Source organism: uncultured Acetobacteroides sp., assembly GCF_963667355.2.
Taxonomy (GTDB): domain Bacteria; phylum Bacteroidota; class Bacteroidia; order Bacteroidales; family ZOR0009; genus Acetobacteroides.
The window spans coordinates 284508-297022 of sequence record NZ_OY763328.2; the positions used below are offsets into that span (position 1 = coordinate 284508).

Annotated in this window: 11 protein-coding genes; 6 read left to right on the forward strand and 5 right to left on the reverse strand. The window is 44.5% G+C overall.

Annotated features, from left to right (window positions below):
• The first annotated feature begins 5 nt into the window (after window positions 1-5).
• The 3 genes from pyrB to ACHZA1_RS01225 all read left to right on the forward strand — a co-directional run bounded on the left by pyrB (window position 6) and on the right by ACHZA1_RS01225 (window position 2300).
• Window positions 6-926 (forward strand): aspartate carbamoyltransferase, encoded by a 921-nt coding sequence (gene pyrB, locus ACHZA1_RS01215; RefSeq protein ID WP_320053418.1) that lies wholly within the window; start codon window positions 6-8, stop codon window positions 924-926.
• A gap of 6 nt (window positions 927-932) precedes the next feature.
• On the forward strand, window positions 933-1394 hold the full coding sequence (gene pyrI / locus ACHZA1_RS01220) for an aspartate carbamoyltransferase regulatory subunit (RefSeq protein ID WP_320053419.1): 462 nt from the start codon (window positions 933-935) through the stop codon (window positions 1392-1394).
• 552 nt (window positions 1395-1946) lie between these two features.
• A complete protein-coding gene (locus tag ACHZA1_RS01225; protein WP_320053420.1) occupies window positions 1947-2300 on the forward strand; it encodes a helix-turn-helix transcriptional regulator in 354 nt (117 codons plus the stop codon).
• A gap of 94 nt (window positions 2301-2394) precedes the next feature.
• Here ACHZA1_RS01225 and ACHZA1_RS01230 read toward each other — a convergent pair whose 3' ends face one another.
• Window positions 2395-2865, reverse strand: a complete 471-nt coding sequence (locus tag ACHZA1_RS01230; protein ID WP_320053421.1) for a DUF4293 domain-containing protein — start codon at window positions 2863-2865, stop codon at window positions 2395-2397.
• Between the two features lie 140 nt (window positions 2866-3005).
• Between ACHZA1_RS01230 and ACHZA1_RS01235 the strand changes: the two genes are divergently transcribed.
• Window positions 3006-3170: a rubredoxin gene (locus tag ACHZA1_RS01235; protein ID WP_320053422.1), complete on the forward strand. Its 165-nt coding sequence runs from the start codon at window positions 3006-3008 to the stop codon at window positions 3168-3170.
• A 27-nt stretch (window positions 3171-3197) separates the two neighbouring features.
• Here ACHZA1_RS01235 and ACHZA1_RS01240 read toward each other — a convergent pair whose 3' ends face one another.
• The gene (locus ACHZA1_RS01240; RefSeq protein ID WP_320053423.1) at window positions 3198-4652 is read right to left on the reverse strand and encodes an aminoacyl-histidine dipeptidase; all 1455 of its coding nucleotides are present in this window, start codon (window positions 4650-4652) and stop codon (window positions 3198-3200) included.
• Between the two features lie 237 nt (window positions 4653-4889).
• Between ACHZA1_RS01240 and cysQ the strand changes: the two genes are divergently transcribed.
• On the forward strand, window positions 4890-5711 hold the full coding sequence (gene cysQ, locus ACHZA1_RS01245; protein WP_320053424.1) for a 3'(2'),5'-bisphosphate nucleotidase CysQ: 822 nt from the start codon (window positions 4890-4892) through the stop codon (window positions 5709-5711).
• Between the two features lie 61 nt (window positions 5712-5772).
• Here cysQ and dnaA read toward each other — a convergent pair whose 3' ends face one another.
• From dnaA to ACHZA1_RS01260, 3 genes are all read right to left on the reverse strand, one after another.
• A complete protein-coding gene (dnaA, locus tag ACHZA1_RS01250; RefSeq protein WP_320053425.1) occupies window positions 5773-7200 on the reverse strand; it encodes a chromosomal replication initiator protein DnaA in 1428 nt (475 codons plus the stop codon).
• A 487-nt stretch (window positions 7201-7687) separates the two neighbouring features.
• Window positions 7688-8602: an MlaD family protein gene (locus ACHZA1_RS01255; protein ID WP_320053426.1), complete on the reverse strand. Its 915-nt coding sequence runs from the start codon at window positions 8600-8602 to the stop codon at window positions 7688-7690.
• A 39-nt stretch (window positions 8603-8641) separates the two neighbouring features.
• Window positions 8642-9835, reverse strand: a complete 1194-nt coding sequence (locus ACHZA1_RS01260) for an N-acetylmuramoyl-L-alanine amidase (protein WP_320053427.1) — start codon at window positions 9833-9835, stop codon at window positions 8642-8644.
• A gap of 288 nt (window positions 9836-10123) precedes the next feature.
• Between ACHZA1_RS01260 and ACHZA1_RS01265 the strand changes: the two genes are divergently transcribed.
• The gene (locus ACHZA1_RS01265; protein ID WP_320053428.1) at window positions 10124-12496 is read left to right on the forward strand and encodes a putative LPS assembly protein LptD; all 2373 of its coding nucleotides are present in this window, start codon (window positions 10124-10126) and stop codon (window positions 12494-12496) included.
• Window positions 12497-12515 lie beyond the last annotated feature (19 nt).

Genomic DNA, 12515 nt, shown 5'->3' on the forward strand with positions numbered 1-12515 from the left:
AGGTAATGAAAAACAAAAGCTTAGTTTCCATCAACGATTTCAGCAAGGATGAGATCATTCGGACGCTCGAACTGGCCGAAAAGTTCGAGAAGAATCCGGCGCAGAGAGTCCTAGAAGGCAGGGTAGTCGCATCGCTCTTCTTCGAGCCATCGACCCGCACCCGCCTAAGCTTCGAGAGCGCCATCAACCGCCTGGGGGGCCGAGTTATTGGCTTCTCGGAGACAGCGAACACCTCGGTGTCGAAGGGCGAAAGCCTGAAGGACACCATCCTTACCGTAGCCAACTACAGCGACCTGATCGTAATGCGCCATCCGGTGGAGGGTAGCGCCCGCTTTGCCAGCGAAGTTGCCCGCATCCCGGTGATCAACGCCGGCGATGGCGCCAACCAGCATCCTACGCAGACCATGCTCGACCTCTACTCCATCCGCAAGACGCAGGGAACGCTCGACAACCTCCACATCGTGATGATCGGCGACCTGAAGTACGGCCGCACCGTGCACTCGCTCCTTCAGGCGATGTCGCACTTCAACACGAAGTTCACCTTCGTATCGCCACCCGAGCTGAAGCTGCCCAACGAGTACAAGATCTTCCTTCAGGAGAAGGGGCTTTCGTTTACGGAGGAAACCGAGATCGGCAAAACGATAGATGATGCGGACATCGTGTACATGACCCGCGTGCAGCGCGAGCGCTTCTCGGACCTGATGGAGTACGAGAAGGTGAAAAACGTCTACGTCTTGAGGAACGAGATGTTCGCCAACGCCAAACCCAACATGAAGATCCTCCACCCGCTACCCCGCGTGAACGAGATCAGCGAGGATGTGGACGACAACCCACACGCCTACTACTTTACGCAGGCCCGGAACGGGGTGTACGCCCGCATGGCCATCATGTGTTCGATACTCGGATTGGAAAACGAAATAAAGTAACTAGCAATGAGCTCCGAAAAACAGCTGAAAGTAAGCGCCATCAAGGATGGTACCGTTATAGACCACATTCCCGCAGCAAGCCTCTTTAAGGTGATCAAGATCCTTCACCTGGACCGCTGCACCAACCAGATAACCTTTGGCACCAACCTCGAGAGCAAGCGGCTCGGCACGAAGGCCATCGTGAAGATCTCGGACAAGTTCTTCGAGGAGGAGGAAACCAACAAGATTGCGCTGATTGCCCCCGACGCGAAGCTCAACATCATCAAGGACTACGAGGTGGTGGAGAAGCGCGAGGTTTCGATCCCCGACGAGCTGGTTGGCATCTGCAAGTGTGCCAACCCCAAGTGCGTGACCAACGTGGAGCACGTAAAAACGCGCTTTACCGTGGAGGATAAGAAGCGCATCTCGCTCCGCTGCCACTACTGCGAGAAGCTTACCGAGCAGGATCAGCTGGTGGTTATCGCCTAAGTCATAAAAAGGAGGCTGCCCATTGGGGCAGCCTCTTCTGCATTGCCGCCCTTGGCATCGCAGCAGCTCGGCGGCCATCGCCCCAACACCCCCTCCGAGCGCAGCAAGCCCATACCTACGCCCAAAGGCAGCGCCTACGGCTCCGAATACGCGGTGCGCCATTCGGCAGCGGCCTCCCCTGCTCCGCCATCCCCAGCTGACAAAGCAAAAGATTGATTCCAGCGCCCCAAAAAGTCCGTATTGCAGCTCCAACACGCCCTATTGTGAGCAGTAGACGCTCCATTTTGAGCAGTAGCCGCTATATTTTTATCAGTAGACGCTACATTTTGAGCAGTAGTCGCTACATTTTGAGTAGCAGATGCTCTGCTTTGAGCAGTAGCCGCTATATTTATATCAGCAGACGCTACATTTTGAGCAGCATCCGCTACATCCTGAGCAGTAGGCGCGACATTTTTCTCAAAAAAGGGGCTATTTCGCTCGAAACAGCCTCCTGGAGATGGCAAAATTGCCCGATTTTTCGTAAGCTTGCCCGTATACCAACACTAAATCGCCATGATCCGATACAACCTAGCGCGCATCATCCTGCTACGCGGGCACAGCAAGCCCGCCACCTTCCTGCAGCAAAACGGATTCGGCTACCATAAGAGCCACCGCATGCTTGCCGGGCAGACGCAGATCACCTTTCAGGAGCTATTCGACCTCTGCAAGCTGCTCCGCTGCACCCCCAACGATCTCATGGAATGGGTTCCCGACCAAAAGCATCCGCTGGAAGCCGACCACCCCCTCCAGGCGCTCCACCGCAACATCGCCAACGAGGAGGCGCTGCAGGCGCTGCTTAAAACCATTCCAACCGATAAGGTAAACCAGATGCTGGAGCTGCTCGGCAGCATCAACCGCGAGCCGTAGCCCCATTGGCCGAGCCGGATACGCGAGGCGCACACGCAAAAAGGGCTACCCAAACGCTCTGGGCAGCCCTGCACTATACCGTTAGCCAATTCGGCTACCTACGACTCCTAAACGACGACGCAGCAACCATCGCCTCATCCTTCGCAATGCCCCTATAGGCCAAGTAGTAGAGGATCATCGACAGAATAGGGAACGAGTCAACCGTCGAAAGCGTCAGCGTGCTATCGCCAACAGCGGCAACAGAGTAGACGTAGTACCCGAGCAGCACCAAAATGCCAAAGTTCAGGAACATTGCCACAAAACAGAACCTAATCTGAAGCATGCGACGGCGGTAGAGGAATATCACAAGAAGGCCAACAATGGCGGCCACCACCAGAATCACGGCCAGCGGCCAAGCAGCGGCCATCTTCTCCAGCACGCCATTCTTTAGCTGGTAAATACCGTTATAGTTCAGCACCAGCTGCTGCCCATCGGTGGTAATAAAAGAGGCCAGCTTGGAGAAGAAGAGAACAGCAGTAAGCACCTCGGCTACTAAAAGGAAAAGAGTTTGAATACGTTGTATCATCGGTCGATATTAGTTTAAAATGGTATGCGCAAATATAGCGATTTCCCTACCTTTAGCCCCAACAGCAACCCTCCCGAATGCATGCAAAAGTTTACATTTAAGTACACGTTGATGCTAATTTGAAGAAAAAAGCGTAGCCAATGAAAAAGTACCGCTGCAAAGTATGCGGCCTAATTTACGATCCTGCCGTAGGCGATTCCAGCTCGGGAATACCAGCCGGCACCCCCTTCGAGGACATCCCAAGCAGCTGGAGCTGCCCAATATGCGGCGTACCCAAAGAAGACTTTGCCGAAATTGAGCCGTAAAAGAAAAGGGCCTCATCGGCCCTTTCACTATTTCAGCTCTTTTAGAACTTCCAGAAGCAGATCCCAATACTTTTGGGTTGTCTGAACATCGAGCCGCTCCTCTGGCGAGTGCGCGCCACGAATTGTTGGCCCAAACGATATCATATCCAAGTCGGGATACTTTTCGAGGAATAAGCCGCATTCCAAACCTGCATGAATGGCTCTAACAATAGGCTTTTCGCCAAAGAGCTTCTTGTAGGCATGCTCGGTTATCCTCAAAATTTCGGAATTGGTATTAGGCTTCCATCCAGGATAGCCATCCGAATGAACCACCGAAGCGTTGGCAAGGCGGAAAACGCTTTCCACCATTTGCGAGATGTCCACCTTCGAGGAGTTCACCGAGCTACGCTGGCTGGTTGTTACCACAATTTTATCGCCATCAACCATCTTTACGGATGCAAGATTGGTCGAAGTCTCAACCAAGCCGGGCATTTCAAAGCTCATAGCAATTACCCCATTAGGACAAGAGTAAAGCGCATTCAGCAAATCAAACTGAACGCTCTCGCAGATCGCCTTTTCAGGAAGTGGGGCTTCGGTTAGCGAAAGGGTAACACCACCATCGGTAAGCGCTAGCTCTTCCTTCACCTCACGCTCAAACTCCTTGAAGTCTGCAAAAAGGCTATCGGAGTATGCTGGATCAATGGTGAAAACGGCGTAGGCCTCTCTTGGAATTGCGTTCCTAAGATTTCCCCCATTAATATCGGATAGGCAGAGATCGTACTTCATCGTAGACTTCCACAAAAATCTATTGATGATCTTGATGGAGTTGCCATGTCCTTTATGGATGTCATCGCCGGAATGCCCCCCAAGCAACCCCTTTACGTCCATCCTAAAGGCGATGTAGCCACTAGGAATTGGACGATTATCGTAGTCGAAGGTAGCAAGAGTGTCCACCCCGCCAGCACAACCTATGAAAAGTTCACCCTCATCCTCGGAATCGAGATTAAGAAGAGTTTTTGCCGTAAAGAAGCCTGGCTTCATCTCAAAAGCACCAGTCAAACCGGTCTCCTCGTCCACCGTAAATAGGCACTCTATCGGACCATGCTCAATATCGTCGCTAACCAAGAGGGCAAGTTGAGACGCAATGCCAATTCCATCATCAGCACCAAGGGTAGTTCCATTTGCCTTAATCCAATTACCTTCTAGGTGAGGAATTATTGGATCAACATCAAAATCGTGCGCAACCTCGCTATGCTTTTCGCAAACCATATCCATGTGGCTTTGCAGCACAACAGGCTGTACATTTTCCTTTCCTTTGGTTGCCTTCTTAAAGATTATCACATTCCCAATTTCATCGCGCTTTGCCTCCAGCTTATTCTTCTTGGCAAAATCGAGTAGGTATGCTATTATCCTATCCTCCTTTTTAGAGGGTCTTGGTATCTCGCAAACTTCTAAAAAATACTTCCAGAGTAGATGCGGATGTAAATTTTCAATATTCGACATAGTATATTAGTTGAATTTAGTTAACCGGGTAAACTTAGAAACTTTTTCAAGCTTAAAACATGTTGAATATCATGTTTTGAGTTTTTTTTATTAACAATCAAAGTCCCAGAAGATTTTTTGATTAAAAAATAAAATAGCTGGTGTCTTAAAGTTTTTAATAGTAATTTTGCCTTACATCTTCAAAATTAGTGAGCATAACACCCTAATTTTAAAGAACATCATCGAAACACACTTATCATGCTTCAAGACGCAGAGATTAAGCACCTCCTTCTAGCCGCCATTCAAGCATCAGTAGAAGCGGGGCAAGCAATTTTGGAAGTATACCATTCAGACGATTTTCAAGTCAACTTGAAATCGGACAAAACGCCACTAACCCTTGCAGATCGCCGAGCACATGAAGTCATAAAAAAGCATCTTAGCAAAACACACATTCCCAACCTAAGCGAAGAAGGTCGCGATTTGCTGTACGAAGAAAGAAGAAATTGGGATTTGTTTTGGCTTGTTGATCCGCTCGATGGCACAAAAGAATTTATAAAAAGGAATGGAGAATTTACGGTAAACATCGCCTTGATTGAGAATAGCTACCCGATAATGGGTGTAATCTATTCGCCAATATTCGAGACCCTTTACTTTGGATGGTCTAAGATTGGCTCCTTTAAGCTTTGCGGCGTAAAACCAGACGAGCAATTTACGCTAAACCTAGAAGAACTAATACAACGTTCCAGCCCTCTTCCCGTTATCCAAAACCGAGATAGATTCACCATTACCGCAAGTCGATCGCACTTCACACCCGACACTGAGCATTTTGTTGAAGAAAAAAGAAAGGAAAACCCCAATTTAGAAATATTACAGCATGGGAGTTCTCTAAAGATGTGCTTCATAGCCGAAGGAACTGCCGACGTATACCCTCGCTTAGCCCAAACATCAGAATGGGATACTGCAGCAGGTCAAGCAATAATCGAAGGTGCAGGAATGCGGGTTATTTCTGCCATCAATGGCGAAAGACTCCACTACAACAAAGAAGAGCTCAACAACCCTTGGTTTATATGTTGTAAATAAAGGTTGTAAATAAAAAAGGAGTGGTGTTCCACTCCTTTTTTTATTTTACTATTCTCGATAATCAAAACTTTATCTTCTTTTCAATTTCATCCATCTGCAGTTTAAAAGACCTATCCGTTTCGATTAGATTCGAAATCGCCTTATAAGCATGCAGTACGGTTGCATGATCCTTTCCCCCAATCGTAGAACCAATTGTTGATAGCGAAGATTTCGTTAGGTTCTTACAAAAATACATCGCAATCTGACGTGCTTGAACTATTTCGCGTTTTCGAGTTTTAGAGCTTAGCAAATCGCTGGAAATATTAAAGTAATCACAAACCGACTTCGTTATATAGTCCAAAGATAGTTCCTTCGCATGATCCTTTACAAAACGATCAACAACCTGCGCTGCTAAATCCATTGTTATCTCACGCTTAATAAGCGTTGCTTGTGCTAACAACGATATGAGAGCACCTTCTAGTTCTCGAATATTACTTGTAATGGAAGTCGCCAAGTATTCAATTACTTCATCCGGTATCACAATCCCATCGTTGTATATCTTCTTCTTCAGAATTGCAACGCGAGTTTCAAAATCAGGCTGTTGTAAGTCAGCAGACAACCCCCATTTGAACCGGGTTAACAGCCGTTGCTCAAGACCTTGCAACTCTACTGGTGCCTTATCAGAGGTAAGAATTAGCTGTTTCCCCGACTGATGGAGGTGGTTGAATATATGAAAAAATGTATCCTGAGTTTTCTCTTTACCTGCAAATTCCTGTACGTCATCAATAATGAGCACATCTATCATTTGGTAAAAATGAAGAAAATCGTTTACCTCATTCTTAATAACAGCAGCAACATATTGGTTTTGAAACTTGTTTGCATTAACATATAGCACAAGTTTATCAGGGAAACGCTCCTTAACCTCAATTCCGATTGATTGCGCAAGATGCGTTTTTCCCAAACCCGATGAACCATAAATAAAAAGAGGATTAAAGGCTGTTTTCCCTGGATTTTGAGCTACAGCATAACCAGCAGATCTTGAAAGTTTATTACAATCTCCCTCAACATAATTAGCAAAAGTATAGTCAGGATTTAGTTGAGGATCAATCTCCAGTTTTTTTAAACCTGGAATTATAAAAGGATTCTTTATTGAACTACCTTCACTTTGGATTGGAAATGGAACAGGCTTATTTTTAAGTTCAGTTTTATTCTGAGCTGGATATTTTACTGTAAAAGGTTTGCTATTCGACACCTTATTATTGTCCATAACAATACTATACTCAAGCTTTGCATCAGGACCTAACTCCTTTCGCAAAGTTTTACGTAAAATATCAATATACCTCTCCTCTAAGTACTCGTAGAAAAAAGGACTAGGTACTTGAATTGTAAGAATATTACTATCAAGTCTAACGGGCACAATAGGTTCAAACCATGTTTGATAACTCACTGCTGGCACATTATCCTTAATAATCTTCAAACAATTAGTCCATACTTCTTTGTAGGTGTTCATGTTACGAACCTTGAATTTCTTTTACAATATTTAATGACGCCTTGAATTAAGAGGGCTAATCAAAAAAATGCATACAAAAATGTATAAAACAAATTCGAAAAAAAAGGAGGAACATCTTGATTTTTTCGAAACCCTTGCAACATCCTGTAAAACCCAAATAAATATTTTGGCGATAACAAACGATTCCGACAACATCAAAAATTGACGTTATCAGACTTTTAAGTTAAAAAAGACGAAGTAACCTAAAAAGACATTTAACTATATAGGGTGATATTTTTTTTAAAACAAAATCAAATGTTGATTATCTGTTGATTACACAAAATAAACAAGGGTGTATTTTGCAAGAAAAATGTCTCGTCCCTCCATTATCAAAGCCCCAAATTGCACTAATCACTTTTAATCAAGACTTTAGAAACAACAAACACTAATACTCTAAAAAAAAGACAATTACACAACAGCCTCTCCATTTTAAACAGTTAAAACAATGCTAAAACAAAGAAAGACGAACATATCGTTTAGGATTCTTTTTTAAATCTAAAGCAAGAGAGTCTATAGAGGTCGCCAACTTTAAGATTTGATCATGAACGGTAGACTCATATATAAGTTTCCCCACAGAACCTTGCTTACTATTAATATGAACAAGCATATTATTAAGTTCCTTTGAAGAACTTTCGAGATTTTTCAAAGCGGCATTAAAGTCTTTTACCGAAAGCGAATCCGAAATTCCTTTAAAATTATTTGCAACGACTCTCACATCAACAGCGGCAGCATTTAAAGATGCTATCAGCTGGTTAGCCTGATCGATGACACTAGAAACCTTATCCTTGTTTTGACCTAGAATGTAGTTTGCATTTTGTGATGCACCATTTAGATTAGACAGCGTTGATTTTACATCATTAATTGATTGAGCATCTAGCAACGTATTTATATTCACCAATGTTTGAGTCAACTCCTGAATAGCAACATCTGCCTTTTTCGAAAGAGGTGATAAATCGTCAAGCATAGAAGGAGCAATAGAAGCCATAAGAGTATCCCCTCTCGATGCTGGTACATTATAACCCTCAAACTGAAGTCGTATAGCTTTGGATCCCATGAAGTCAGTATTAAAGATTTCTGCAACTGCAGTTTTAGGAATCTTTACCTTTTTATCAATCGACAATTCTACGACTATTCTATTGGGATCATTCTTATCAAGCGTTATGTTATCAACGACTCCCACCTTAAACCCATGAACAAACACAGGTGCCGAAGTCTGTAAATTATCGATTTGCTGGTATATGACGTAGTAAAAATTTGAAGAACCAATAACATTTCTCCCCTTCAGGAAATTTGTGCCCCAAAAAAGGGCTACCAAACTCAAAACAACAGCAACACCAATTTTTACTTCTCTCGAAATTCGCATAGCAACTCTTTATCTTATCTATTTATTAAAATGAACGTCTTATCGAATCTTCTGTTGAGCTTCTTTAACTGATATCAGTTTACCATTCTCAAGTGCGATTACAAAGGCATCTCTATGGTTTCGTTTTACCTCTCTCAAATAAACGTTAGCGTCACTCAACTTGTCAAACGACCCAACGCAATACTTATATACTCCATCAACTAAAAGTTCATCGGCATCGTCGAGACTTCTTTTTTGAGACTTTGTAAAAGGAATACCTTTAGAACCTGCTATTTGAACACGAAAGACAATAGCAGATCGTGCAATTGAATCGGCATCATTCTTTACAGAGGTTTCTACAATAGGGGCTTTATCCTTCGACTTCTCAATTGAATCATTCTTTGAAGAAGTAGGCACTTGGGGAGGAAGTTGAACGTAGTTCTTATTATCGTAACTTACTTTATAGGCTTTAAACGAACGGAAAATAGACTCGGCTAATTCGTTTTGACCTGCTTCTGTTAACATGTACTGCTCATCCTTAGGATTCGAAATAAACCCAAGTTCCACTAGAACGCTTGGCATTGCCGTTTTCCAAAGAACAAGAAAACCAGCTTGCTTAACCCCCCTGTTAACCCTACTAACAGAACCGGCCACCTGGTTCTGAACCAATTGAGCAAAAAACAAACTTTGATCTAAGAATTTACTCTGCATCATAGAAAATATGATGTAAGACTCTACAGATTTAGGGTTGAACCCTTCATACGTTGCATTGTAGTTATCCTCCATTATAATAGCAGAATTCTCCCTGGCTGCAACATCGAAATTATCTGCACTTTTATGGAGCCCCATTACGTAGGTTTCTGCACCAAAAGGAACTGAACTTTTATTGGCATTAGCATGTATGGAAATAAAAAGATTTGCACCACTTTTATTGGCAATACGGCTCCGAACGTCAAGTGGAATGAATACATCAGACTCCCGAGTGTAAATTACCTTAACATCGCTATAATTTTCGGAGATTAATTTCCCAAGTTTTAACGCTACTGACAAAACGATGTCTTTTTCCATCGCATTTTTCCCTTTTGCTCCGGGATCTTTACCGCCATGACCTGCATCAATAACAACCCTTGTCAGCAAAGAGCGATTACTGCTTTGACAGTATCCGCTACTGCTATAAAGCCCTATAGCAACAACACATACCGCCAGCAAGACTTGCCGTCTGGTAAAAAATGCTCTATTCTTTGCACAAAGCATTAGAGTAATATTTGAATTTTGTTTAGTTTTGAGGGTCGTTTCCGTAATGACATAGAGCAAATTTAATCAATATTTATAAAGTTGAGCAGGACGACCTTAAACTCTGTTAGAAAATTAGCATTTGCGCTAGTACTTCTACCAACAATTTATGCTGCGAGTGGCATAACGGTAGGCAAGCCCATCTCATACAGGACAAATATAGGTGCGGATACGACTTCGGCTGACACCGCTAGCAAGAAAAAAGAAAAAATTGATGATCCCGTATACTCAAATAGCGAAGATTCTATTGTGTATAATTTTAGGGATAAAAAGATGAGCCTCTATGGTAAAGGACAGGTCAAGTTCCAGAAATCGCAACTCAACGCGAACTTCATAGAGATGAACACAACCAACAAGGTGGTGTTTGCGAAGGGTACTCCTGATAGTACAGGACGATTGGCTGGCAAGCCCATCTTTCAGGATAACGGTGAGACCTTTAATATGGAGACCATCTTTTACAACTTCGACACGAAGAAGGCTAAGATCACCAATATTATTACGAAGCAGGAAGATGGCTACATGCATAGCGCCATTACCAAGAAGATGCCAGACAACAGCATCAACATTGCGAGTGGAAAGTACACAACCTGCGACCATGAACACCCCCACTTCTACCTTAACGTATCGAAGGCTAAGGTAATTCCCAACAAACGCATTGTGGTTGGCCCTTCGAACTTGGTTATTGAAGATGTTCCGCTACCTTTATTTATTCCTTTTGGTTTTTTCCCAAACACCAAAGGAAGAGCCTCTGGGGTGCTTCTCCCTACCTACGGAGAAGAGAGAACCCGAGGATTCTACATTGGCGATGGGGGGTACTACTTTGGAATTAACGAAATATGGGATTTAGAGCTTAGAGGTTCGTTGTATACCTTGGGATCGTGGCAGGCTAGTGCAAGTACTCGCTACAATAAGCGTTACGAATATCAGGGATCGTTTAAATTCCAGGTTATGCACAACGTTATTGGCGACAAAGGCTCTACCGACTACTATAAAAGTAACGACTACACATTCAACTGGTCGCACTCTCAAGATCCGAAGGCGCATCCAGGAACAACGCTTTCGGCATCGGTGAACTTTAGCACCTCGGGAGCGCGCTACTTTACCTACCAAAGCCCTAAGCAAAACCTTGCAACATCGGCCAGCTCGAGCATCTCGTATGCAAAATCGTGGAGAGATAAGCCTTACAACCTTTCGATTGGCCTTACCCACTCGCAGAACAATACCGATAGCATCTACACCTTTGGGCTACCATCGCTATCGTTCAACGTAAACCGCATTCAGCCTTTTCTGCGCAAGAAGAATGAAGACGGGAAAGTTAGGTGGTACGAAAAGTTCGGGTTATCCTACTCGGGAGAGCTGAACAACCAGCTTACCATAAAGGAAAAAGACCTTTTTGATGGGAACTTCAAGAATAAGTTCAAGAATGGGATAAAGCATTCGGTTCCTCTTTCGTACAATTTCAACCTGTTTAACTACCTGAACTTTTCGCCAAGTGCCAACTACAACGAGAGGTGGTACTTCAGCACCATTAGAAAGAAATGGAACAATGATGCTAAAAGGCTAGAAATTGACACCGTAAAAGGGTTTAAGAGAGCCTACGACTACAGCTTTGGGGTGGGAACATCGACCACGATGTATGGGATGTTTACCTTTAAGAAGGGAATGGCAATTCAGGCCATTCGCCATAAAATAACCCCTTCTATTAGCTACTCGTATACGCCAGACTTTGGCAACCCCAAGTATGGCTTCTTTAAAACGGTGCAAACGGATACGCTTGGGCACACTCAACGATACTCCATATTCGAGCAGGGCATTTACGGAGGGCCATCGGCAGGAAACTCCAGCGCGCTTAGCTTCTCGCTGGGCAACAACCTGGAGATGAAGGTTCGCTCGAAAAAGGATACCGTTACCGGGTACCGTAAGATAAAGATCCTCGAGAATCTTTCGCTCTCGGGGTCGTACAACTTCCTGGCCGACTCGATGAAACTATCGAACATCGGCTTTAACGGCAACACGCAGCTCCTCGAAAAGCTGTCAGTTTCGTTTGGAGGGTCATTCTCGCCCTACGCGCTTGCGCCAAACGGGCAAATCACCAAGGAATACCTGTACCATAAACAGAAGAAGCTGGCAAGGCTTACCAACTTTTCGTTTACCCTCGACTGGTCGCTTTCGGGCGCAAAGTCGAACAACGTGAGCACGGCGAATGCCAGCCAAAACCCGATTGTTAGCCAGCGAAGCATGGAGGCGGGTATGCCAGCCTACATCCCCTACGCCAACTTTGAAGTGCCGTGGGACCTGCGATTCGGCTACACGTTTAACTACTCGAAGCCGGGCAAGCTGTCTACAACAAGCCAGATTTTGAACACGTCGGGGAACGTAAAGCTCACCCAGAAGTGGGCCATTAACGCCACCTCGGGCTACGACTTCACCATGAAGAATATTTCGTTCACCCAGATAGGGATTACGAGGGACTTGCACTGCTGGGCGATGAGTTTTAGCTGGATTCCTATTGGGCAATTCCAGAGCTGGAACTTCTCGATCAACGTTAACTCGGGCGTGCTCCGCGATGCCCTTAAGTACAAGAAGAACGAAAGCTACATCGACAGACAGTACGGATACTAATCACATTTTAAACGTTTAA

Coding starts and splice junctions, on each gene's coding strand:
- pyrB (WP_320053418.1), top strand. CDS start 6: ATGAAAAACAAAAGCTTAGTTTCCATCAACGATTTCAGCAAGGATGAG.
- pyrI (WP_320053419.1), top strand. CDS start 933: ATGAGCTCCGAAAAACAGCTGAAAGTAAGCGCCATCAAGGATGGTACC.
- ACHZA1_RS01225 (WP_320053420.1), top strand. CDS start 1,947: ATGATCCGATACAACCTAGCGCGCATCATCCTGCTACGCGGGCACAGC.
- ACHZA1_RS01230 (WP_320053421.1), bottom strand. CDS start 2,865: ATGATACAACGTATTCAAACTCTTTTCCTTTTAGTAGCCGAGGTGCTT.
- ACHZA1_RS01235 (WP_320053422.1), top strand. CDS start 3,006: ATGAAAAAGTACCGCTGCAAAGTATGCGGCCTAATTTACGATCCTGCC.
- ACHZA1_RS01240 (WP_320053423.1), bottom strand. CDS start 4,652: ATGTCGAATATTGAAAATTTACATCCGCATCTACTCTGGAAGTATTTT.
- cysQ (WP_320053424.1), top strand. CDS start 4,890: ATGCTTCAAGACGCAGAGATTAAGCACCTCCTTCTAGCCGCCATTCAA.
- dnaA (WP_320053425.1), bottom strand. CDS start 7,200: ATGAACACCTACAAAGAAGTATGGACTAATTGTTTGAAGATTATTAAG.
- ACHZA1_RS01255 (WP_320053426.1), bottom strand. CDS start 8,602: ATGCGAATTTCGAGAGAAGTAAAAATTGGTGTTGCTGTTGTTTTGAGT.
- ACHZA1_RS01260 (WP_320053427.1), bottom strand. CDS start 9,835: ATGCTTTGTGCAAAGAATAGAGCATTTTTTACCAGACGGCAAGTCTTG.